We start from the raw sequence: 22323 nt of genomic DNA, 5'->3' as shown, positions 1-22323 counted from the left end.
CTACCCTTCAAGCGCCTTGGCTTCGCCGCCGGCGTTTTGGATTTTTTCAAGTGCAGAAGCAGTGAACTTGTGAGCTTCAATTGTCAGCGCAGCAGAAATTTCGCCACGACCGAGAATTTTAACAGCTGCACCGTTCTTAGCAAGACCGCGTGCGTAGATGTCCTCGAGGGAGATCTTAGTCTGACCCTCAAAAGCTTCAGCAAGGCGATCAAGATTGATCACGTCGTATACTGCTTTAAACTTAGCGTTGGAGAAACCACGCTTAGGCAGACGACGAGCCAGAGGCATCTGGCCACCTTCGAAACCTGGACGAACGCCGCCACCAGAGCGTGCATTCTGACCTTTATGACCTTTTGCTGCAGTCTTACCCCAGCCAGAGCCGGAGCCACGACCGATACGACGACGCTGCTTACGTTCCTCTTTAAACGGGAAAAGTTCGTGAAGTTGCATTACTCCGTAACCTCCACCATATGAGAAACTTTAGCAATCATACCGCGTATTGCAGCATTGTCCTTAAACTGTTTTTCCTGACGGATCTTTTTCAGGCCCAGAGCGTCCAGTACAGCACGCTGTTTAGGGAGAGAGCCGATCCGGCTACGTACAAGTTTAACCTTGATCATGGCTATACCTACTTCCTAGGAGCTTCGAGCTTCTTACCACGCAGAGAACCAACATAGTCAGCACTGCGCAGGGATGTCAGACCAGCCATGGTTGCACGGAGTACGTTATGTGGGTTGTTGGTACCGATAGCTTTTGCAAGAATATCAGTTACACCAACAGCTTCCATAATCGCACGTACCGGGCCACCAGCGATGATACCAGTACCTTTTGAAGCAGGCTTCAAAAGAACACGACCAGCGCCGAAACGACCTAATACCTCATAAGGTAATGTACCGTCAACCAATGAGATCTGAACCATGTCTCTTTTTGCACGCTCAGAGGCTTTGCGCAGAGCTTCAGGAACTTCCTGAGCTTTACCAAGGCCGAAGCCTACATTGCCCTGACCGTCGCCTACTACAACCAATGCGGAAAAGCTGAAACGGCGGCCGCCCTTTACAACTTTAGCAACGCGGTTGAGATAGACAATCTTTTCAATCAAACCGAGTTCGTTTTGTTCCATGACTATACCTATACCTGTTAGAATTTCAGGCCTGCTTCACGAGCTGCATCAGCAATTGCCTGAATGCGGCCGTGATAGATGTAGCCGTTACGGTCGAACACTACGCGCTCGATTTTCTGTTCCTTAGCAAGGCGAGCGATTTCTGTGCCAACCTTGGCTGCAGAAGCCTTGTTGGATTTAAGTGCTTCGCCGTCTTTGCTAAGAGTCAGTGTGGAAGCTGCTGCAATGGTTTTACCTTCGCAGTCATCCACAAGCTGAGCGTAGATGTGCAGGTTAGACCTGAAGACAACGAGACGCGGACATTCAGCAGAGCCTGAAATCTTTTTCCGGATGCGAACTTTACGACGCAACCTTTTTTCGTTCTTGGACTTCATCTGTCTAGACCTGCCTATTTACCTGCAGATTTACCGGCTTTGCGGCGGATCTGCTCATTATCGTATTTAATGCCCTTGCCTTTGTAAGGTTCTGGCGGACGTACACGACGAACGGTAGCTGCAAACTCACCTACGAGCTGCTTATCGATGCCGCTAATTGTCAGCTTGTTACCCTCAGCTTTAGCCTCGATTCCTTCTGGAAGAGGCATAACAACTGGATGGGAGAACCCAACTGCAAGTTCAACATTTTTTCCCTTAACCGCAACTTTGTAACCAACACCGTTAACTTCGAGAGTTTTGGAGAAGCCTTTGCTTACACCGTCGATGCAGTTAGCAACAAGAGTACGACGAAGGCCGTGCTGTGCACGAGCTACGCGGGACTCATCTTTGCGGGTAATTACTACTTTGCCGTCAGCAATTTCGTAATTGAGGGTAGCTTCTACAGGAGTAGAAATACTGCCCTTAGGGCCCTTTACATTAATAGCTTCGCCCGCAATCTTAACTTCAACACCGGAAGGGATTGCTACAGGCTGCTTACCAATACGTGACATGACTGCACCCGCTACCAGATTTCGCAGAGGATTTCGCCGCCAGCATTAGCTTCTTTAGCAGCGTTTCCTTCTAGTACACCACGGGATGTGGACAGGATACAAATTCCAAGACCGTTCTGAACGGATGGAACGTCCTGAGCACCTACGTAAACACGACGACCTGGCTTAGAGATACGCTTGAGACCAGCAATAACTGCTTTACCTTTAACGTATTTCAAAGTGATCTTGATTTCACGATCTTCTACAGAGAAGTCGTTTACGTAACCCTCAGCCTTGAGGATGGAGGCAATGGATTCCTTCATCTTCGAGCGCGGCACACTCACTTCCTTATGAAGGGCCAAGTGCGCGTTGCGGACACGTGTAAGCATGTCAGCAATAGGATCAGTCAGCATCTAAAACTCCTTGTGACTTACCAGCTCGATTTACGAACGCCTGGGAGCTCACCGCGCAGAGACATCTGGCGGAAGCAGATACGGCAAATGCCGAAGCGGCGCATGAATGCGCGCGGGCGTCCACAAATTGGACAACGATTGTATGCACGCGCGCTAAACTTAGGTTTGCGCGCTGCTTTTACTTCAAGAGACTTACGAGACATCTTTGGTTCTCCTTACTTCTTGAAAGGCATTCCGAGCTGATCAAGCAGGAATTTGCCTTCTTTGTCAGAGGAAGCGGTAGTAACGATGGTGATGTTCATACCAAAGGCATTTTCAACACGATCTGCTTCCATTTCAGGGAAGATGGTGTGTTCTTTGATACCCAGGGTAAAGTTACCACGACCATCAAAACCACGATCAGGGATACCGCGGAAGTCACGTACACGAGGCAGTGCAAAGTTAACGAGCTTATCGAGGAAATCCCACATTACAGCACCGCGAAGAGTTACACGGCAGCCGATAGGCATGCCTTCACGCAGTTTAAATGCCGCAATAGATTTCTTAGCACGAGTAACAACGGCCTTCTGACCGGCAATGGCTGTAAGAGCTACAACAGCGTCTTCGAGAACTTTGTTGTTAGAGCTTGCTTCGCCAAGACCGATGTTGAGGGAGATCTTTTCCAGCCCGGGAACCTGCATAGGTCCTTTGTACTGGAACTCTTTCTGCAAGGCCGGCACCACGTTTTCATTATAGATCTTATTCAGACGGGTCATCGTCTTTCACCCTACCCAAGGATTTCGTTACACTTCTTGCAGAAGCGCACTTTTTTACCGTCTTCGGTGTGGCGGTAACCTACACGGGTAGGCTCTGCACATGCACCGCACATGACCATTACGTTAGAAACGTGAATAGGCATTTCTTTTTCGACGATTCCACCAGGCTGCTGTGCATATGGGTTCGCCTTAGTGTGGCGTTTAACCATATTAGCACCTTCGACAATTACGCGATCTTTCTTACGAAGGATCTTAGTAACTTTGCCGATTTTGCCTTTGTCCTTACCGGAGGTTACCATGACCTTGTCGTCTTTATGGATACGATACTGTTTCATGGTTTCTCCTACAATACCTCAGGTGCGAGAGATACAATCTTCATAAAACCTTTACCGCGGAGTTCGCGAGCAACTGGTCCGAAGATACGTGTACCTACAGGTTCGCCCTGCTTGTTCAGCACTACTGCTGCGTTGGTGTCGAACTTGATGTAAGTGCCATCTACGCGACGAATTTCTTTCTTCGTGCGCACAACAACAGCTTTCATCACGTCACCTTTTTTCACCTTAGAATGAGGCATAGCCTCTTTCACGGATACTACGATGATGTCGCCTACAGAAGCGTAACGGCGTTTTGAACCGCCGAGAACTTTAATACAAGCAACTTTTTTGGCACCGGAGTTGTCCGCTACTTCAAGAGTAGATTCTACCTGAATCATAGCAAACCCCTAAACGGCTTTTTCCAAAACAGAAACGAGATGCCAGCGTTTGTTGCGACTGAGAGGACGGAACTCGATGATTTTCACTTTATCACCCATTGCACACTCGTTGTTAGGGTCGTGAGCTGTGAATTTCTTACGACGACGAATGTACTTTTTAAGAAGCGGGTGCTTTACGAGTGTCTCAACGCGAACAACAATAGTTTTGTCGTTCTTGTCACTCACAACAGTACCAACGAGCGCGCGACCCTTCCGCTGTTCAATAGCTTCGGACATTTTACGCTCCCTTTTCCTTCAAAATGGTCAAAATACGTGCAATAGCACGTTTTGTAGCAGGAATACCGGAAGTATTATCAAGCTGTGCAGTTGCATGCTTGAAACGCAGGTCAAAAAGTTCCTTGCGTGCTTCTTCCAGCTTAGTGTTGAGTTCTTCAACGCTAAGTTTTTTGAGTTCTGCAGCTTTCATACTAGAGCCCCTCCTTAACTACAATAGTAGTCTTGATAGGAAGCTTGTAAGCAGCACGTTTGAGTGCTTCTTTAGCAAGCTCGATATCAACGCCTTTGATTTCGTAAAGGATACGACCAGGCTTAACAGGTGCATACCAACCACATGGTGCGCCTTTACCTTTACCCTGACGAACTTCAAGAGGCTTAGAGGTTTTCACGTGATCCGGGAAAATGCGGATCCAAACTTTACCACCACGTCGAATGTGACGGATCATCGCAATACGAGCAGATTCAATCTGCTGGTTGGAGATCTTGCCATGTTCGAGTGCTTTCAAACCGATGTCACCGAAAGCAATAGTGTTACCGCGAGTGGCTTTGCCTCTCAGACGGCCTGTCTGCTGCTTGCGGAATTTAGTCTTTCTAGGCTGAAGCATTACTGCCCTACCTCACTGTCAAGGATTTCGCCTTTGTAGATCCAGACTTTAACACCGATGATACCGTAAGTGGTAGAAGCTTCTGCAAAACCGTAGTCGATATCAGCGCGCAGAGTCTGAAGCGGAACCTGACCTTCGCGGTACCATTCGGTACGTGCGATTTCAGCGCCTGCCAGACGGCCAGCACAAGAGACTTTGATACCTTCTGCACCGAACTTGCGTGCCATAGAAACAGTGCGTTTCATAGCGCGGCGGAAAGCAACACGGCGTTCCAGCTGCATAGCAATGTTCTCAGCTACAAGCTGTGCATTAGTTTCAGGGCGACGAATTTCGTTAACTTCGATGGAGAATTCACGTTTGAATTTACCACGGAGGTCAGCGCGAAGCTTTTCGATTTCTACGCCCTTACGGCCGATGACAATACCCGGACGTGCTGTGCTAAGGATAAGACGAACTTTTCCGCCAGCGCGTTCGATTTCAATGTCAGCAATACCTGCATGATACAGGGCCTTTTTTACGTACTTACGAATTTTGTTATCTTCGAAGACAAAGGCAGGATATTCTTTTTTGCTGAACCAGCGAGATCTCCAGTTCTTGTTAAAACCAAGACGGAAACCATATGGATGTACTTTTTGTCCCATAACTGTATCCTAACTTTCTTCGAGAATGACAGTGATGTGGCTGGTACGCTTCAGGATGCGAGTTGCGCGACCCTGTGCACGAGGCATAAAGCGTTTCCAGGTTGGACCCTCGTTGACTATAACCTGTTTCACCACGAGAGCATCCACATCAGAGCCAGGCACCTGTTCGGCGTTGGCGATTGCAGAGTGCAGCACTTTGTTAATAACTGCTGCACCTTTGTTCGGGGTGAACTTAAGGATATTTACAGCGTCTTCTACTGGCAGACCCACGATGTTTTTAGCAACAAGACGGGTTTTGCGTGTAGAAACGCGTACGAACTTGGCGGTTGCTTGAGCTTGCATATTACTTCACCTGCCCTAGCGTTTAGCCTTGCTCTTTTTGTCGGCAGCATGGCCGTAGTAAGTGCGGGTCGGGGAGAATTCACCCAATTTGTGACCAACCATGTTCTCAGTCACGAATACAGGGATAAATTTCTTGCCGTTGTGAACCGCAAAGGTAAGGCCTACCATTTCAGGAAGAATCATGGAACGACGGGACCAAGTCTTGATCACGCGGCGATCGCCACTTTCCTGAGCCTTCTCAACTTTTCGGAGAAGATGGTCGTCGACAAAAGGACCTTTTTTAAGAGACCTAGGCATTTTCTACTCCTACTTCTGACCGCGACGCTTAACGATAAGCTTATTGGAAGCTTTCTTCTTGTCGCGAGTCTTGTAGCCTTTGGTAGGTACGCCCCAAGGGGTAACCGGATGGCGACCACCAGAGCTACGACCTTCACCACCACCGAGTGGGTGATCGATAGGGTTCATTGCAACACCACGAACTTTCGGACGGTTACCAAGCCAGCGGTTACGGCCAGCTTTACCAATGCGAATTTTTTCGTGAGTTACGTTACCAACCTGACCAACGGTTGCGATACAGGTCAAAAGAACCTTACGTACTTCACCGGAAGGCATGCGCAAGAGTGCGTATTTGCCTTCTTTAGCAACGAGCTGTGCATATGCACCAGCAGCACGGCAGAACTGTCCGCCACGGCCTGGAGCAAGCTCGATGTTGTGAATGATTGTACCAACCGGAATTTTGCTCATTGGAAGAGCGTTACCAGGTTTGATGTCTGCAGTTTCGCCTGCAATAACAACATCACCCTGTTTTACGCCAACTGGAGCAATAATGTAACGCTTCTCGCCGTCTGCGTAGTGCAGAAGTGCGATACGAGCGGAACGGTTCGGGTCGTATTCGATATGTGCAATAGTTGCAGGAATATCGAACTTGTTACGTTTAAAATCGATGATACGGTAAAGACGTTTGTGTCCACCGCCACGACGACGCTGAGTAATACGACCGTAGTTGTTGCGACCTGCTTTTTTGGACAGGCCTTCAGTCAAAGACTTCTCTGGGGTGCTACGAGTGATTTCCTCGAAAAGGGAAATTGTCTGGGAGCGACGACCCGGAGAAGTAGGCTTAAGCTTACGAACAGCCATTGCTTACACTCCCTCGAAGAATTCGATTTTTTCGCCAGCGGCCAGAGTCACGTACGCTTTCTTGTAGCCAGAGATCTGACCGACAGTGCGGCCATGACGTACTCTAGGCTGAGGGCGACGTCTCACTACGTTAACACCTGCAACTTTTACGTTGTAGGCTTCTTCTACAGCCTTCTTGATTTCAATTTTGTTAGCAGAAGGTGCTACAAAAAAGGTTACCTGCTGAGCTTCTTCCTTAAGGAAAGTAGCTTTTTCAGATACAAGCGGCTTGATGAGGATCTTAGTATAATTCATGTGACCCTACCTCTACTTCAGTCGTTCCTGAACGGATTCAACTGCGCCTTCAAGCAGAACAAGCTGCTTATGACGGAGCACATCGTAAACGTTCAGCTGCTCAACGGACTGTACAGTGATACCAGGAAGGTTACGCGCGGAAAGAACGAGCTTTTCATCAAGGTCTTTTGCAATGATGAGTGCTTTGTTCAGACCGAGTGCTTCGGTAACACCAGCCATGAGCTTTGTCTTTACTTCAGACAGTTCGATGCCATTAACGACCATAAGATTCTCACCGGCGAGGCGGGAAGAAAGAGCCATTTTAATAGCAAGGCGACGAACTTTTTTATTTACCTTAAACCCATAGTCGCGGGGCTGAGGACCAAAAGTCACAGCACCACCACGCCAGATTGGGGAACGGGAGGAACCAGCACGTGCGCGGCCGGTACCTTTCTGACGCCAAGGTTTAGCGCCACCGCCGCTAACATCAGAGCGGCCCTTTACTGCGTGGGTGCCTGCACGCTTAGCTGCACGCTGAGCGCGTACAACAAGGTTCAGGATCTCGGGTTTTACCTCGACCTCGAACACCTCAGGAGCCAAGGTGATTTCACCGGCTTCTGCTTTGTTCTGATCGTATAATTTTACAACAGCCACTGTAGTACCCCTTTACTGCTTACGTACCAGTACGAGGCCATTCTTAGGACCAGGTACTGCACCCTTAACCAGGATGAGGTTCTCATCGGCGCGAACAGCGACGACTTCGAGGTTAGATGTGGTCTGGCGAACGTTACCCATGTGACCAGGCATTTTTTTGCCTTTGAACACTTTACCAGGGAATGTTGCATGACCAATGGAGCCTGGGGAACGGTGCACTTTTTCGTGACCGTGGGATGCAGGCATACCAGCGAAGTTCCAGCGCTTCATTACGCCCTGGAAGCCTTTACCAATTGTAGTGCCGGTCACACGAACTTTTTCGCCAGCAGAGAAGATCTCTGTGGTGATGTCCTGACCAACTTCCAGTTCTGGTGCTTCCTCGAGACGAATTTCGCAAGTATTGCGGAACAGACCGCGGCCAGCTTTTTCAAAGTGACCACGCATTGCTTTGGTTACGTGCTTTTCTTTAGCTTCGCCAAAAGCAATCTGTACTGCATTATATCCGTCAGTAGCCGCATCTTTTTTCTGGATTACCGGGCAAGGACCTGCTTCGATAACTGTAACTGCTACAGCAGAACCGTCGTTAACGAAGATACGGGTCATGCCAACTTTGCGGCCCAAGATTCCTAATTTCTCAGTCATGATTACCTCTCGCTAGAGTTTAATCTCAACGTCCACGCCAGCAGGTAGACTGAGCTTTCCAAGAGCATCAACGGTCTGTTGAGTAGGCTCAAGGATATCCATAAGACGCTTGTGGATGCGCATTTCGAACTGCTCGCGAGACTTTTTGTCTACGTGTACAGAACGGTTGACCGTGAACTTGTGAATGTTTGTTGGGAGTGGGATTGGACCAGCAACCCCTGCACCCGTGTTGCGCGCCGTATCAACGATCTCTGCCACAGCCTTATCAAGGATGCGGTAATCGTAAGCTTTAAGCTTGATTCTGATACGATCACTGCTAACAGTTGTCATAGTTTATTACTCCATATTAGGGATACGAGACCCTTACCTGTGATCATCCCGTGAGGGGGATGATCCAAACTGCAATAAGCAGAAATTTCCTCACGATGGTACAAGATGAAATCTCTGTAAAGTAACGGCTGAACAGATGCATCTTGACCTAAACACGACAGAGGACAGGTGAACTCAAAGTGAGCTCGAAAATTTGTCTTTCGGAAATAATGGAGAAAAGAAGAGAGGGGTTGTGATGTGTGACAAGCCAGTCAGCCTGACAACATCAAAAGACCTCTACTCCACTATTTGCGAAGAACGTCCATATGTCGTCAGCCTGCCTGTGCATAATTGATAGATACAATACGCACTGGTGGCTCGCAGGAGTTCCAAGATGCAAGTGGTAAAACACTTAAATTTTTGTATGTGCACCTTACAGCAAAACACGGTCTTTGCTGGAACGGCACGACATAATGCAGCATCAAGAAACGCCTGCAAATGTCAAAAAACAGCAGAATAGGCTCAACCTATTCTTAACCTCCAAATTTGTGAGGAGGAGTTTTATGCGTTGAGGAAATTCGTTGTTCCCTCAAGCGAGAAAGACTTATATGCGAGACAAGTTCTAACGTCAACACCTTTTTCATATTTTTTTATATGAAATGTTGAATTATAACTTCCCTACCCTTTCTAACCAGAAAAGCTCCGACCATCTTGCGATGACCGGAGCATTATATCACCTGAGAACTCAGGAACTAACCTTTACTGCTGATAATTTCTTCAGCAATAGAGTTAGGTACAGGCTCGTAATGATCGAACTGCATAGTAAAGTTCGCACGACCCTGAGTTTTAGAACGAAGGTCAGTTGCATAACCGAACATTTCGGAAAGCGGAACCATCGCATCAATAACCTGAGCGTTAGCACGGGTATTCATACCCTGCACGCGACCACGACGACCGTTGAGGTCACCCATTACGTCGCCAAGGTACTCCTCAGGAGTAACAACCTCTACGCCCATGATAGGCTCGAGGATCTGAGGACCAGCTTTCTTACAAGCTTCTTTAATTGCCATAGAACCGGCAATGTAGAAAGCCTGCTCGGAGGAGTCAACGTCATGGTAAGAACCAAATACGAGGTTAACTTTAACGTCAACTGTTGGGAAGCCAGCGTACACACCAGATTTAAGTGCGTCCTGAATACCTTTATCAACTGCTGGGATGTATTCTTTAGGAATAACACCACCAGTAATGGAGTTAGTGAATTCGTAACCTTTCTCTGGGTTAGGTTCGATTTCAATAACAACATGACCGTACTGACCGCGACCACCAGACTGCTTAGCGTACTTGTGATCTTCTTTAGCAACCTTAGTGATAGTTTCACGGTAGGCTACCTGAGGCTTACCTACGTTAGCGTTAACGCTAAATTCACGGGTAAGACGGTCAACGATGATGTCGAGATGAAGCTCACCCATACCGGAAATAAGGGTCTGACCAGTTTCGTCATCACCTTTTACGCGGAAGGATGGATCTTCTTTAGCGAGCTTAGCAAGAGCTGCGGACAAAGCGTCACGGTCAGCTTTTGTTTTAGGCTCAATAGCAACTTCGATAACTGGATCTGGAATATCGAGAGACTCGAGAACTACAGGACGATCCATCGCACAGATAGTATCACCAGTAGAAATGTTTTTCAGACCTACAACAGCTACAATGTCACCAGCGTATGCTTCTTTGATCTCTTCACGCTTGTTAGCATGCATTTTGAGAAGACGACCAACACGTTCTTTCTTACCGGTATTAGAGTTAAGAATAGTCATACCGGACTCGATTTTACCGGAGTAAATACGAGTAAAGGAAAGGTGACCGATGTATGGGTCAGAAGCAAGCTTGAACACGAGAGCGGAGAAAGGCTCTTTATCGTCACATGGACAAAGAATTTTCTCTTCTTCGTTATCAGGGTTAGCACCTTCCATTGCTGGAATGTCAACCGGACTTGGGAGGTAGTCAACTACTGCGTCGAGCAGAGGCTGTACACCCATGTTACGGAATGCAGAACCACTGAATACAGGCACGATGGTACGAGAAATAGTAGCTTTACGTACTGCAGCTTTAATTTCTTCAACGGTAAGTTCTTCACCGCCGAGGTATTTTTCAAGAAGAGCTTCGTCTTCTTCTGCAATAGCTTCCATCATTTCCATACGTTTTTCATCGTAAAGATCCTGAAGGTCAGCAGGAACTTCACGAATTTCGAACTCAGCACCTTTTGTAGCTTTATCGTAGTAGATAGCTTCGCCAGTTACGAGGTCGATGATGCCTTCAAAATGGTCTTCAGCACCGATTGGAATCTGGAGAGAAATAGGCTTAGCACCGAGACGCTCGGAGATCATACCTACTGCACGCCAGTAGTCGGAACCGATACGGTCCATTTTGTTAATAAAGCAGATACGTGGAACGCCGTAACGGTCAGCCTGACGCCATACAGTCTCAGACTGAGGCTCAACGCCAGCTACAGCATCGAACACACAAACGGAACCATCAAGAACACGAAGGGAACGTTCTACTTCCATAGTGAAGTCAACGTGACCCGGAGTATCAATGATGTTTACGCGGTGGTCGTTCCAGAAACAGGTTGTAGCAGCAGAGGTAATAGTAATACCACGCTCTTTTTCCTGTTCCATCCAGTCCATGTTGGACTCACCGTCATGTGTTTCACCAATTTTGTGAGACACACCGGTGTAGTAAAGAATACGTTCAGTAGTGGTAGTCTTGCCCGCATCAATGTGGGCCATGATACCAATATTTCTCTGTTTCGATACAGCTACTTTAGCAGACACAGTAAGCTCCTCAGATTACCAACGGAAATGAGCAAAAGCTTTGTTTGCTTCTGCCATACGGTGGGTGTCTTCTTTCTTCTTCACAGCACCGCCACGGTTGTTGAACGCGTCAAGCAGTTCGCCGGACAGACGTGCAACCATGCCCTGCTCGCCACGACCACGAGCGTAGGTGATGATCCAACGGATAGAGAGAGAAACCTGACGGTCTGGACGAACTTCAACTGGAACCTGATAAGTTGCACCACCAACGCGGCGAGACTTAACTTCCAGATGAGGTTTTACATTATCAAGAGACTTTTCAAATGCACGAATTGCATCTTCGCCGGTTTTTTCAGCGAGAACATCAAGTGCTTTGTAGAAGATTTTTTCTGCGGTGCTTTTTTTACCGTCGAGCATAAGACGGTTTACAAAACGAGCAGCCAGACGACTTCCGTATACCGGATCTGGCAAAATCTCACGCTTAGGTACGGGTCCTTTACGAGGCATATCTATATTACTCCAATTAACTGCTTACTTAGGACGCTTAGCGCCGTATTTAGAACGGCCCTGGCGACGATCTGCAACACCAGCGGTGTCGAGGGTACCACGCACGATATGGTAACGTACACCTGGTAAGTCTTTTACACGACCACCACGAATCATAACAACAGAGTGTTCCTGAAGGTTATGACCTTCACCAGGGATGTAGGCAGTTACTTCGATGCCGTTGGTGAGGCGTACACGAGCTACTTTACGCAGCGCGGAGTTAGGTTTTTTAGGTGTAGTGGTGTAAACACGAGTACAAACGCCGCGACGCTGTGGACAAGCCTGCAGCGCTGGAGTTTTCTTACGTTTTACAACCTTCTTACGTTCCTTGCGGATAAGTTGGTTGATAGTGGGCATTTTTCCTCCATAGGAATTAATCAAAGTCGTTCGCTTAGTACAGGATGAGCAGCCCCGTTGTGTGGTGCAACTCAATCACAACAAAAGCACTAACCAACCTTCAGTGGAGAACTAAAAGTTAGCTAGCAGCTCATCTATTCCAAACGGGGACCCGATGCAGCCCAGCAGCCCGCTCGGCATCGACAGTCAGACCCGTGAAATTTCGAATCAGGTACTTACGTCTTTTTCATATAGGGTTCAAGTAATTTTTGCTATTTTTTTCAAATATAATAATGTTACTCATCATACAAATAAATTGTAACACCCCCTAAGCGCCATTGTGCTCTTTTTCACAAGAAAGCCACCTGTGCAACCACTCAATAATACCTGCTTTTTTGCGTCAATTTGTACTATTATTCTCAAGCAACCGCCTAAGTACTGTTATTTTATTTTTTCTTGACACAACATGCGCACTTCAAGCCACTGTTTTTACTGCTTTAAAAAAGTTAATTATTTGCCCTTGACTTTTTGTCTAATTTTTCACAAACCAGTCTCACGCACTAACTGGAATTTTTACAGACACAAGCGCAATCGTCTATCCTGTTAGTGTGACTACAAGATTGGCTTTATGAAAAACCAAATCGGTAATTCACAAGTTACAAACTTTTATATTCCGGAGGAAGGAAGTTATGTCTAAACTGGTAGCCCCACATGGTGGTAAAGGTCTCGTTTGTTGCCTGCTCGAAGGTGCTGAACTTGAAGCTGAAGTAAAAAAAGCTGAAGGCCTCAAAAAGCTCGACATTTCTGCTCGTGCTAAAGGCGACCTCATCATGATGGGTATCGGTGGCTTCTCCCCACTGAACGGCTTCATGGGTAAAGAAGACTGGAAGAACGTATGTGAAAGCTTCACTCTCGCAGACGGCACTTTCTGGCCTGTACCAGTTACTCTTGACGCTTCCAAAGCTGAAGCTGACGCAATTGCAGTTGGTGAAGAAATCGCTCTCGTTCGCGACGGCATCGTTTTCGCTACTATGAAAGTAGAAGAAAAATTCGAAATGACCGAAGCTGACAAAAAATGGGAATGCGAAAAAGTATTTAAAGGTGAAGGCGAAGAGTCTGCTGACGACGTATTCTGGAAAATCGCTCTCGAAGATCACCCAGGCGTTAAAATGGTAATGGCTCAGAAAGAAGTTAACCTCGCAGGTCCTGTAAAAGTTCTTTCTGAAGGCGAATACCCAGCAGAATACGAAGGTGTTTACCTCCGCCCTGCAGAAGTTCGTGCAATGTTCGAAGAACGTGGTTGGTCTGAAGTTGCTGCACTCCAGCTCCGTAACCCAATGCACCGTTCCCACGAATTCCTCGCAAAAATCGCTATCGAAGTTTGTGACGGCGTGCTCATTCACTCCCTCATCGGTAACCTCAAGCCAGGCGACATCCCTGCTGACGTTCGCGTAAAAGCTATCGATACTCTCGTTGAGCACTACTTCGTGAAAGACAACGTAATTCAGGCTGGTTACCCACTTGACATGCGTTACGCTGGTCCACGTGAAGGTCTCCTCCACGCTACCTTCCGTCAGAACTACGGTGTAAACAACATGCTCATCGGTCGTGACCACGCTGGCGTTGGTGACTTCTACGGTCTCTTCGAAGCACAGGAAATCTTCGATCGTATCCCTACTCCAGCAGACGAAGGCAAAGCTCTGCTTTGTAAGCCAATGAAAATTGACTGGACTTTCTACTGCTACAAGTGTGACGGCATGGCCTCCCTGCGTACTTGCCCACACACTAAAGAAGATCGCGTTATCCTTTCCGGTACTAAACTCCGTAAAGCTCTCTCCGAAGGCGCTGAAATTCCAGATCACTTCGGTCGTGACGAAGTTCTCGTTATCCTTCGCGAATACTACGAAGGTCTTACCGAGAAAGTTGAAGTTAAAATGCAGGGTGCTGCTTCTGGCGACTCCATGTAATTTGACGACTCTGAATATGAAAGGGGATCGGTTAACCGATCCCCTTTTTTTTATGCAGATAAAAAGTTGTACAACATTATATATAATGCCCAGCAAAAAAATACTTAGCAATAACGCCCCCTACTAATTCCTACATGGAAAAACAAAGCGGTATATGCTGCCATGTATCGCGCATCTCTGCGTCATGTTGTAGCGCATTTGGATCTAGCGTTTGTAAAAAATCCCAGTAAGCTTGGGAGTGATTTGGGTGACGAACATGTGCCAGCTCGTGAAGCAAAATATATTGCAGTAAATGCTGTGGCAGAAGTAATAATCGAGCATTGAGAGAGATCGTCCCCCGCGTGGAACAGCTGCCCCACCGTCCCTTCTGAAGCCGAATCTGCACCTTTTTAAACTCAATTCCTACCTGTGCTGCGACTTCTTCGAGAAATTCAGGCAAGTATTCCCGACCACTCCGAATTAGCCATAATCGAAGCAATTCAATGCAATCCGCCTCGCAAGCATCTTCAGGTAACAATATTTGTCCGCCACACTCTACCGATAACAATCCGGTAGCTGTCCTTATAATCTTTTGAGCATCAACCACTCGCTTATTAATTCTCTCATCCGTAACGTATTTCACCGTATACGTAGAGTTAAGAGCTGTTAGAAATATTTCGTTCGGAATACGCTCAAGAGGCTCCCCAACAGTTGGAACTCGCAGCCTTTTTGCGGCATTGCGTATCCACTCTGCGCGCTTTTCAAGAATCGAAGGGAGCCATGCCTTATTAAAAGAATGAGGGACAACAATTTCAAGCCCCTTAGTTCGTGTTACATGCAGGCGAACATGTTTAGCCCGTTTACTGCGCTTTAATGTATATTGAATTGTTCCATCTTCTCTAAATATCAAAACACAGCTCCTCAAGCATGAAATTTGAGCTAATCCCTTTACCCGCATTTGCAATCACAGTACAGTCACTAAAGACTTGCGACTTATTCAGGCTCACCGTCAAACCGCGTCTGAAACGCATTTTGGCTGTCCAAGATAACTATCTTATTGCAACCTTTTGGAGATTTTGCATGTCCCTTTCTAAGCGATCTGCATATGGCACTGCATTTGTTGCCTTTGCCGGTGCCCTTTTCTGCGCTCTTAACGCCACTAAAAATTTAGACGCAATTTGTATAACAACCGGCTGCGAAATTTTTAAAGATATATCTGTATTCGGAATTTCTTTGTGGTGGATCGGCACAGCGCTGTTCATCTCCCTGGCACTGCTGAACCTTCTTAAATTTCCTACGGCAGCACTTTTTTTAGCTCTCTGTGCCGTCATTATCGACTTGGGCTTTCTATTGCTCATGGTCTTTACAGCTCCTTGCGTCCCGTGCCTGTTTTTTGCAGCAATCCTTCTTCTCGTTTTATTTATGCAATGCAGCAGCTTGAAACACCCTCTTAGACTTTTTGCACCTGTTGCAACTATCTGGGTTTTGCTAGTTACCCCAAACCTTTTTGCGACAATAAATGAAGAAATAGGTACTTGGGCTATCCACGGAAACAAGCAAGCAGACGTACAAGTTTTCTTTTCTCCAAGCTGCACTGCATGCAAAAAACTCATCCCAAATCTAACTAAAGACAACGCTGGAAACATTACTTTCTACCCCATAGCAGAAACAGACGATGACCTTGAGAGGATTTTCGTAATGCAAAAGGCGTTGAATGACGGCATGTCCATGTACGTTGCGTTCAACCGTGCAGTTCGTGCCACACCTGCTGATATTTCCATACCGCTTATGACCCGTCTAAATTATCAGTGGAATCTTTTTAGAAATAAATCCCAATTGGCATCAATAGGTGTCACACGTATCCCTGTCCTGATTACAAACGGTGTGCCTAAATCTCTACTCGCAACCGGACAACAGCAAGAAAAAACAGGAGATACGCTAGATTTCACTGAAGACTTTTCTGGCTGCACAGAAGACGGTTCCGAACCCTGCGATTAACTAACATTCCCTAGTTATTTCTTTTTCTGACAGGCTGGTTGTACAACCAATCTGATTGAATATGTTGACGCAACCATATAATCACATTATGTGAAAAAAATCATTTGAAACCGACGGGCAACGGACAAGCACTATTATCCTTTGGTGTCATACTTTTTTGCCAATTTATTTGGACAAAGAGTAAAAAACGCTTTATAGGGTCTCCCGCCGGAATCCTTTTAGCCCAAGCGAAGAGTTTCTATGCAACAAATTAAAACTATTTTTTCTGAACATAAAGAAACAATCACCGAAGAGTGGATTGCTGCCATATTTGGTACCTATGACATCGATACTGTCGGCTTCCTGCGCAGTCAGGACAACGCTTTTTCGAACCCTGTAGGGAACAAAACCAAAAAAGCAACCGCTATCATTATTGGTGCACTTGCAGATGATAATCTGGACAGCGATATTCTAAAACCGGCTTTGAATGAAATTGTTCAAGTACGCGCTGTTCAAAAATTTGAAGCAGATCAGGCAATGGCTGTTCTCTTCATATTAAAAACTATCATCCGAAAACACATTGTCCCCAAACTTTCTAAGTCCGAAGAATTTGCTGATCTTCTGGAACTAGAATCTAAAATAGATTCTCTGGCACTTATGGGATTCCGTATTTATTCGGAATGCCGCGATAAGGTTCAGAGAATGCGCGTTGATGAATTTAAAAGGAAGCACTTTCAGCTCTTGAAAAGAGCAGAACGTATATTGGAGAAACCGGTTGGGGAACCGGAATCGTAACAACCAATAGCCTAGCAGCGAGGTAACGGAATGATTATTTCACTTCTCGCGGTTATTGCTTTGGGTATACTTGCCTGGATGGGATCAATGATGGGATTCCAATATGTTCTGGCAGTTTGTTTACCTTACACTGCAATAATCGTATTCCTTGTAGGTTTCGCATGGCGGATTTTAGACTGGGCAAAACGCCCGGTTCCGTTCAGCATTCCTACTACAGGCGGCCAGCAGAAGTCCCTTCCTTGGATTAAGCCTGCCACCCTCGACAACCCGACTAATACAGCGGGTGTTTGGGGACGCATGATCCTTGAAGTACTTTTGTTTCGCTCCCTGTTCCGCAACACTAATGTTTCTATCGAAGGCGACCGCGTGGTCTACTGGTCCTCTAAGTTCCTGTGGCTCTTCGCGCTCATTTTCCACTACTCTTTCCTTATTATCTTTTTACGCCACTTCAGGTTCTTTGCTGAACCGGTACCATTCTTTGTAAATGGTATCGAAATGATCGACGGCATCCTGCAAATCGGTGCTCCACGTCTGTTTATGACTGGTCCACTAATTATTGTAGCGCTGTTGTACCTGATTGGTCGCCGTATCTTTAATCAGAAAGTGCGTTACATCTCTCTTCTGAGCGATTACTTCCCACTTTTCTTGATTCTTGGTCTTTGTGCTACCGGCATCGCAATGCGCTACTTCATGAAAGTCGACATTGCTACTGTTAAAGTTTTTGTAATGAGCCTGCTCCACTTCGCACCGGACACAGCCGCTCTCGCAAAAATCGGCAGCATTTTCTACGTGCACATGTTCTTCCTTGTAGTACTCCTTATGTACTTCCCGTTCAGTAAACTCATGCATGCTGGCGGTGTATTCCTTAGCCCGACACGTAACATGGCAAACGACAGCCGCATTAAGCTGCACGTTAACCCATGGAACCCGGAAAAAGTATACCGCACTTACGAAGCATACGAAGACGAGTTCAGGGTACCTATGGTTGAGGCAGGACTCCCGGTCGTAAAGAAGCCGGAAGAATAAGGAGCAATTATGGCCAATATACCTTCACCGGAAGAGCTGATGAAAGTCAGCTACGACATGCCTAGTGAAAACTGGATGAACACCAAGCCTGAAATTACTGAAGGCGCAGTTGCATATCCAGCTAAAAAAGCGACCATGGAACCTCTTGGAATGCCTAATCCTCACGATTGGAATCCATTTGAGGAAGATTGGCACCTCCCTGAAAACTGGGAAGAAATCATCTACAACGGTTTGAAAGAACGCCTTAAAAAGTACCGTTCTCTTAAACTTTTCATGGACATCTGTGTTCGCTGTGGTGCCTGTGCTGATAAGTGTCACTACTTCATCGGTTCCGGCGACCCTAAAAACATGCCTGTTCTGCGTGCAGAACTGCTCCGCTCTGTTTACCGTAAAGATTTCACCACTGCCGGTAAAATCCTTGGTAAACTTGCCGGTGCACGCAAGCTCGACAAAGACGTAATTAAAGAATGGTTCTACTATTTTTACCAGTGTACTGAATGTCGTCGCTGTTCTCTGTACTGTCCGTACGGTATTGATACCGCTGAAATCACCATGATGGCTCGCGAGTTGCTGCACGAACTCGGTCTTGGTCTGCACTGGATCATGGACCCTGTAAGCAACTGTAACCGCACTGGTAACCACCTTGGTATTACACCGCATGCATTCAAAGAAATCGTAGAATTCCTCTGCGAAGACATTGAAGAAGTTACCGGTATCTCAATCAACCCTCCTTTCAACGAACCAGGACATGAAGTTCTCTTCATTACTCCTTCCGGTGACGCTTTTGCTGAACCTGGCATCTACACCTTTATGGGTTACTTGATGCTCTTCGAAGAAATCGGGCTTGATTACACCTTGTCCACATACGCATCTGAGGGCGGTAACTTCGGTCTCTTCACGTCATCCAGCATGATGAAGAAACTGAACGCTAAGATGTACGCTGAAGCTGAGCGCCTCGGTTCCAAGTGGATTCTCGGTGGTGAGTGTGGTCACATGTGGCGTGTTATTAACCAGTACATGTCAACCATGAACGGTCCTGCGCCTTCCTGCATGGAAACTCCAGTAAGTCCTATTACTGGTACTGTGTTCGAAAATGCTGCGGAAACCAAAATGGTTCACATTGCTGAGTTCACAGCTGACCTTATTAAGCACAACAAAATTCGCCTTGATCCTTCACGTAACGATCATCTCAACGTTACCTTCCACGATAGCTGTAACCCGGCTCGTGCTATGGGTCTTCTTGAAGAACCTCGTGAAATCCTTAAGGCTGTATGTAACAACTTCTACGAAATGCCTGAAAACACCATCCGCGAGCAGACCTTCTGCTGTGGTGCTGGTTCCGGTCTCAACACTGACGAGATTATGGAAATCCGCATGCGTGGTGCTCTTCCTCGTGGTAACGCATTGCGTCACGTACAGGAAAAACATGGTGTTAACATGATGTCCTGTGTTTGTGCTATCGACCGTGCAACTCTGCCGCCGCTTGCTGATTACTGGGCACCAGGCGTAGATGTTTCCGGTGTACATGAGCTTGTTGCTAACGCACTTGTTATGAAAGGCGAGCACAAACGTACTATGGACCTCAGGCAAGAAGAACTGCCAGGAATGGAGGATGAATAATCATGTATAACAGCAAGTATGTTATCTCCGGACTGGTAATCTTTTTAGCCGTTTTTACGTACCCTTTCTGGGGCAATCTGGCTTCCAAAGACTACACTGGTCCTAAATTGAGCCTGCCTGCCGATCAAAAGCAGTGCATTGAGCCTGTTGAGTTTATGCGCGCTGAGCACATGACTCTGCTGAACCAGTGGCGCGATTCCGCTCTTCGTGACGGAAAACGCGTGTACGTTGCATCTAACGGTGCAACTTGGGAAGCAAGCTTACAGAAAACCTGTATGAGCTGTCATACCAATAAGGCTGAGTTCTGTGACACATGTCACCTTGAGAACGCCGTGGAACCATACTGTTGGACTTGCCACGTTCCGCCTAAGGGGAATGAATAATGAAACGTAGCAGAAGACAATTCCTTAAGGTTGCCAGCCTTTCTGTTGCAGGTCTTGGTGCTCAGCTTGCCGCTGGCGGCGTGACCAAAGCAGCTGCTGCTGTTAAACCTAGTTACAAAGAAGATGCTCTCGCGCTTAAAGCTAAGCGCTGGGCTATGGTGATTGATACACGCGAATTTACTGCTAAAGCAGATTTTGACGCATGCATCAATGCTTGTAATACCGCTCATAACGTTCCTGAGATTCCGGGTAAAACTGAAATCAAATGGATCTGGAAAGACGCGTACGAGCATACTTTCACTGAAACAACCAACAAGTATCAGTCTAAAGAAATTGAAGACCGTGAATACTTCATGCTCTGCAACCATTGCGAAAACCCTCCATGCGTACGCGTATGTCCTACTCAGGCTACTTACAAGCTTGAGAACGGCATTGTTGCTATGGATTACCATCGCTGCATCGGTTGTCGTTTCTGCATGGCAGGCTGCCCATTTGGCGCACGCTCATTCAACTTCACTGATCCTCGTCCATACATCAAAGAAATCAACCCTAAGTTCCCTACCCGTATGATCGGTGTAGTTGAAAAATGTAACTTCTGCGTTGAACGTCTTGATGAGGGCAAGCTTCCTGCTTGCGTTGAAGCTGCACCTGGTAAAATTTACTTCGGCGACCTTTCAGATCCTGAATCTGAAGTACGTAAGTTGCTCGAAGAAAATTACACACTTCGTCGTAAACCTGCATTAGGCACTGAGCCTGGTGTATTCTACATAATTTAGGAGGCCCATCATGCTCGAAAAAGTTTTGAAAGGATCTCCAAAGTACTATATGTGGCTGGCTTTCCTCGGCGGTATTATCGGCATCGGTGCAATCACATACTTGTTCCAGCTTAAATACGGTCTCGGTCTTACCGGCATGAACCGTGATGTAACTTGGGGCTTCTATATTGCTCAGTTTACCTACCTTGTAGGTATTGCTGCATCCGCTGTTATGCTGGTTCTCCCAGCATACTTCCACGGCTACAAGCAGTTCAAAAAGATCATCATTTTTGGTGAATTCATGGCAATCGGCGCAGTTATTATGTGCATGCTCTTTATCGTAGTTGATATGGGTATGCCACAGCGTATGCTTAACGTAATTCTGCACCCAACCCTTAACTCAGTCATGTTCTACGACATGGTTGTACTTATCGGTTACCTGTGCCTTAACGCTATCATCGGCTGGAAAACTCTGGAATGCGAACGCTTCCAGATTGCTCCTCCACAGTGGGTTAAATACCTCATTTACACTTCCGTAATTTGGGCGTTCTCAATCCACACCGTAACAGCGTTTCTGTCTCAGGGTCTCCCGGGTCGTCATTACTGGTTGACCGCTGTTCTTGCAGCACGCTTCCTTGCTTCTGCATTCTGTGCTGGTCCAGCTCTTCTTCTTCTCCTTCTTATGATCGTGAAGAAAATTGCTAAGTTTGAAATTGGTAAAGAGGCTATCAAAACTCTTACCATCATCATCACATACGCAATGTGCCTCAACGTGTTCCTGTTCCTCTGTGAAGTATTTACTTCCTTCTACAGTAACATTCCAGGTCACATGCACCCTCTCCATTACCTCTTCGCAGGTACTGAACAGGGCATTCCTTGGGTAACCTACTGGATGTGGATTGGTGCAATTTTCGCTATTGCCAGCCTTGCACTGCTCATCCCAACATCCTTGCGTGAAAACATGAAGATCCTCCCATGGGCTCTTAGCATGCTCGTTCTCGCAACTTGGATTGACAAAGGTCTTGGTCTCATCATCGGTGGTTTCGCACCATCTCCATTTGAGACTTGGGCTACCTATGCTCCAACTGTACCTGAATTGCTGATTTCACTCGGCATCTTTGCTGTAGGCGCATTTGTGGTATCCATCCTTTGGAAAATCGCAATCGACGTTAAGAAAGAAGCCGGTACCTTATAGTTCCAAAGCTCCTTTTGTCCCGTCCTAGAATAAGTTGACGGGTAATAAGGTTATCTAGATGGCTGTAGGACGAATGTCTTGCAGCCATTTTTGATGTACGTATCCAGGCGTCTTCATCTGTAAGCTCAGGTGAGGACGTTCTGTATTATATATG

General features: G+C 46.7%; 33 protein-coding genes. 8 read left to right on the top strand and 25 right to left on the bottom strand.

Annotated elements, in window-relative coordinates; genetic code table 11:
• The 24 genes from rplO to rpsL all read right to left on the bottom strand — a co-directional run bounded on the left by rplO (window position 1) and on the right by rpsL (window position 12493).
• The gene (gene rplO, locus N4A56_RS09215) at window positions 1-450 is read right to left on the bottom strand and encodes a 50S ribosomal protein L15 (protein WP_293668228.1); all 450 of its coding nucleotides are present in this window, start codon (window positions 448-450) and stop codon (window positions 1-3) included.
• On the bottom strand, window positions 450-620 hold the full coding sequence (rpmD, locus tag N4A56_RS09210; protein WP_293668229.1) for a 50S ribosomal protein L30: 171 nt from the start codon (window positions 618-620) through the stop codon (window positions 450-452). Before rpmD ends, rplO begins: the two co-directional genes overlap by 1 nt.
• 8 nt (window positions 621-628) lie before the next feature.
• The gene (gene rpsE / locus N4A56_RS09205; RefSeq protein ID WP_020001435.1) at window positions 629-1120 is read right to left on the bottom strand and encodes a 30S ribosomal protein S5; all 492 of its coding nucleotides are present in this window, start codon (window positions 1118-1120) and stop codon (window positions 629-631) included.
• 17 nt (window positions 1121-1137) lie between these two features.
• Entirely contained in the window at window positions 1138-1494 is a 357-nt protein-coding gene (rplR, locus tag N4A56_RS09200; RefSeq protein WP_293668230.1) for a 50S ribosomal protein L18, read from the bottom strand.
• Between the two features lie 14 nt (window positions 1495-1508).
• Complete coding sequence (gene rplF, locus N4A56_RS09195) at window positions 1509-2045, bottom strand: 50S ribosomal protein L6 (protein ID WP_293668231.1); 537 nt, start codon at window positions 2043-2045, stop codon at window positions 1509-1511.
• Window positions 2046-2056: 11 nt separating this feature from the next.
• Window positions 2057-2437, bottom strand: coding sequence for a 30S ribosomal protein S8 (gene rpsH, locus N4A56_RS09190; protein ID WP_293668232.1), 381 nt, complete (start codon window positions 2435-2437; stop codon window positions 2057-2059).
• 17 nt (window positions 2438-2454) lie between these two features.
• Window positions 2455-2640, bottom strand: coding sequence for a type Z 30S ribosomal protein S14 (locus N4A56_RS09185; RefSeq protein WP_020001431.1), 186 nt, complete (start codon window positions 2638-2640; stop codon window positions 2455-2457).
• A 12-nt stretch (window positions 2641-2652) separates the two neighbouring features.
• Window positions 2653-3192, bottom strand: coding sequence for a 50S ribosomal protein L5 (gene rplE / locus N4A56_RS09180; protein WP_293668233.1), 540 nt, complete (start codon window positions 3190-3192; stop codon window positions 2653-2655).
• 11 nt (window positions 3193-3203) lie between these two features.
• Window positions 3204-3527, bottom strand: coding sequence for a 50S ribosomal protein L24 (gene rplX, locus N4A56_RS09175; protein ID WP_293668234.1), 324 nt, complete (start codon window positions 3525-3527; stop codon window positions 3204-3206).
• A gap of 8 nt (window positions 3528-3535) precedes the next feature.
• Window positions 3536-3904 (bottom strand): 50S ribosomal protein L14, encoded by a 369-nt coding sequence (rplN, locus tag N4A56_RS09170; protein WP_020001428.1) that lies wholly within the window; start codon window positions 3902-3904, stop codon window positions 3536-3538.
• A gap of 9 nt (window positions 3905-3913) precedes the next feature.
• Complete coding sequence (gene rpsQ, locus N4A56_RS09165) at window positions 3914-4180, bottom strand: 30S ribosomal protein S17 (protein ID WP_020001427.1); 267 nt, start codon at window positions 4178-4180, stop codon at window positions 3914-3916.
• Window position 4181: 1 nt separating this feature from the next.
• Window positions 4182-4370, bottom strand: a complete 189-nt coding sequence (gene rpmC / locus N4A56_RS09160; protein ID WP_020001426.1) for a 50S ribosomal protein L29 — start codon at window positions 4368-4370, stop codon at window positions 4182-4184.
• Window position 4371: 1 nt separating this feature from the next.
• Complete coding sequence (gene rplP / locus N4A56_RS09155) at window positions 4372-4785, bottom strand: 50S ribosomal protein L16 (RefSeq protein ID WP_293668237.1); 414 nt, start codon at window positions 4783-4785, stop codon at window positions 4372-4374.
• Window positions 4785-5426 carry a 30S ribosomal protein S3 gene (rpsC, locus tag N4A56_RS09150; protein ID WP_293668238.1) on the bottom strand — a complete coding sequence of 214 codons (642 nt, stop codon included), beginning with the start codon at window positions 5424-5426 and terminating at the stop codon, window positions 4785-4787. Before rpsC ends, rplP begins: the two co-directional genes overlap by 1 nt.
• Before the next feature lie 9 nt (window positions 5427-5435).
• Window positions 5436-5768, bottom strand: a complete 333-nt coding sequence (gene rplV, locus N4A56_RS09145) for a 50S ribosomal protein L22 (protein WP_074215177.1) — start codon at window positions 5766-5768, stop codon at window positions 5436-5438.
• Window positions 5769-5783: 15 nt separating this feature from the next.
• Window positions 5784-6065 carry a 30S ribosomal protein S19 gene (rpsS, locus tag N4A56_RS09140; protein ID WP_074215176.1) on the bottom strand — a complete coding sequence of 94 codons (282 nt, stop codon included), beginning with the start codon at window positions 6063-6065 and terminating at the stop codon, window positions 5784-5786.
• A gap of 9 nt (window positions 6066-6074) precedes the next feature.
• Window positions 6075-6905, bottom strand: coding sequence for a 50S ribosomal protein L2 (gene rplB, locus N4A56_RS09135; RefSeq protein ID WP_074215175.1), 831 nt, complete (start codon window positions 6903-6905; stop codon window positions 6075-6077).
• A gap of 3 nt (window positions 6906-6908) precedes the next feature.
• Complete coding sequence (rplW, locus tag N4A56_RS09130) at window positions 6909-7199, bottom strand: 50S ribosomal protein L23 (protein WP_293668244.1); 291 nt, start codon at window positions 7197-7199, stop codon at window positions 6909-6911.
• Between the two features lie 12 nt (window positions 7200-7211).
• Window positions 7212-7832, bottom strand: a complete 621-nt coding sequence (rplD, locus tag N4A56_RS09125; RefSeq protein WP_293668245.1) for a 50S ribosomal protein L4 — start codon at window positions 7830-7832, stop codon at window positions 7212-7214.
• A 12-nt stretch (window positions 7833-7844) separates the two neighbouring features.
• Entirely contained in the window at window positions 7845-8474 is a 630-nt protein-coding gene (gene rplC / locus N4A56_RS09120) for a 50S ribosomal protein L3 (protein ID WP_293668247.1), read from the bottom strand.
• Between the two features lie 12 nt (window positions 8475-8486).
• Window positions 8487-8804: a 30S ribosomal protein S10 gene (gene rpsJ / locus N4A56_RS09115; RefSeq protein WP_010938597.1), complete on the bottom strand. Its 318-nt coding sequence runs from the start codon at window positions 8802-8804 to the stop codon at window positions 8487-8489.
• 731 nt (window positions 8805-9535) lie between these two features.
• Entirely contained in the window at window positions 9536-11611 is a 2076-nt protein-coding gene (fusA, locus tag N4A56_RS09110; protein ID WP_295546713.1) for an elongation factor G, read from the bottom strand.
• Between the two features lie 15 nt (window positions 11612-11626).
• Window positions 11627-12097, bottom strand: coding sequence for a 30S ribosomal protein S7 (rpsG, locus tag N4A56_RS09105; RefSeq protein ID WP_293668270.1), 471 nt, complete (start codon window positions 12095-12097; stop codon window positions 11627-11629).
• Between the two features lie 24 nt (window positions 12098-12121).
• Window positions 12122-12493 (bottom strand): 30S ribosomal protein S12, encoded by a 372-nt coding sequence (rpsL, locus tag N4A56_RS09100; protein ID WP_020001415.1) that lies wholly within the window; start codon window positions 12491-12493, stop codon window positions 12122-12124.
• Window positions 12494-13161: 668 nt separating this feature from the next.
• Between rpsL and sat the strand changes: the two genes are divergently transcribed.
• Window positions 13162-14439 (top strand): sulfate adenylyltransferase, encoded by a 1278-nt coding sequence (gene sat, locus N4A56_RS09095; RefSeq protein WP_293668272.1) that lies wholly within the window; start codon window positions 13162-13164, stop codon window positions 14437-14439.
• Between the two features lie 130 nt (window positions 14440-14569).
• Here sat and N4A56_RS09090 read toward each other — a convergent pair whose 3' ends face one another.
• Entirely contained in the window at window positions 14570-15328 is a 759-nt protein-coding gene (locus N4A56_RS09090) for a YgjP-like metallopeptidase domain-containing protein (RefSeq protein WP_295546706.1), read from the bottom strand.
• A 170-nt stretch (window positions 15329-15498) separates the two neighbouring features.
• Here N4A56_RS09090 and N4A56_RS09085 point away from each other — a divergent pair, with 170 nt between their 5' ends.
• The 7 genes from N4A56_RS09085 to dsrP all read left to right on the top strand — a co-directional run bounded on the left by N4A56_RS09085 (window position 15499) and on the right by dsrP (window position 22169).
• On the top strand, window positions 15499-16416 hold the full coding sequence (locus N4A56_RS09085; RefSeq protein WP_295546703.1) for a hypothetical protein: 918 nt from the start codon (window positions 15499-15501) through the stop codon (window positions 16414-16416).
• 240 nt (window positions 16417-16656) lie between these two features.
• Window positions 16657-17190: an RsbRD N-terminal domain-containing protein gene (locus tag N4A56_RS09080; protein WP_293668276.1), complete on the top strand. Its 534-nt coding sequence runs from the start codon at window positions 16657-16659 to the stop codon at window positions 17188-17190.
• A gap of 30 nt (window positions 17191-17220) precedes the next feature.
• Window positions 17221-18216: a sulfate reduction electron transfer complex DsrMKJOP subunit DsrM gene (dsrM, locus tag N4A56_RS09075; RefSeq protein ID WP_293668278.1), complete on the top strand. Its 996-nt coding sequence runs from the start codon at window positions 17221-17223 to the stop codon at window positions 18214-18216.
• A gap of 9 nt (window positions 18217-18225) precedes the next feature.
• Window positions 18226-19836, top strand: coding sequence for a sulfate reduction electron transfer complex DsrMKJOP subunit DsrK (gene dsrK, locus N4A56_RS09070; RefSeq protein ID WP_293668279.1), 1611 nt, complete (start codon window positions 18226-18228; stop codon window positions 19834-19836).
• 2 nt (window positions 19837-19838) lie between these two features.
• The gene (dsrJ, locus tag N4A56_RS09065; RefSeq protein ID WP_293668281.1) at window positions 19839-20219 is read left to right on the top strand and encodes a sulfate reduction electron transfer complex DsrMKJOP subunit DsrJ; all 381 of its coding nucleotides are present in this window, start codon (window positions 19839-19841) and stop codon (window positions 20217-20219) included.
• Entirely contained in the window at window positions 20219-20995 is a 777-nt protein-coding gene (gene dsrO / locus N4A56_RS09060; protein WP_295546699.1) for a sulfate reduction electron transfer complex DsrMKJOP subunit DsrO, read from the top strand. Before dsrJ ends, dsrO begins: the two co-directional genes overlap by 1 nt.
• A gap of 10 nt (window positions 20996-21005) precedes the next feature.
• Window positions 21006-22169, top strand: a complete 1164-nt coding sequence (gene dsrP, locus N4A56_RS09055) for a sulfate reduction electron transfer complex DsrMKJOP subunit DsrP (RefSeq protein ID WP_293668284.1) — start codon at window positions 21006-21008, stop codon at window positions 22167-22169.
• Window positions 22170-22323 lie beyond the last annotated feature (154 nt).

The organism is Halodesulfovibrio sp. (assembly GCF_025210605.1).
Classification (GTDB): Bacteria; Desulfobacterota; Desulfovibrionia; order Desulfovibrionales; family Desulfovibrionaceae; genus Halodesulfovibrio.
Note: the sequence above shows the minus strand (reverse complement) of the source record. Positions and strands in the feature narration are given on the sequence as shown.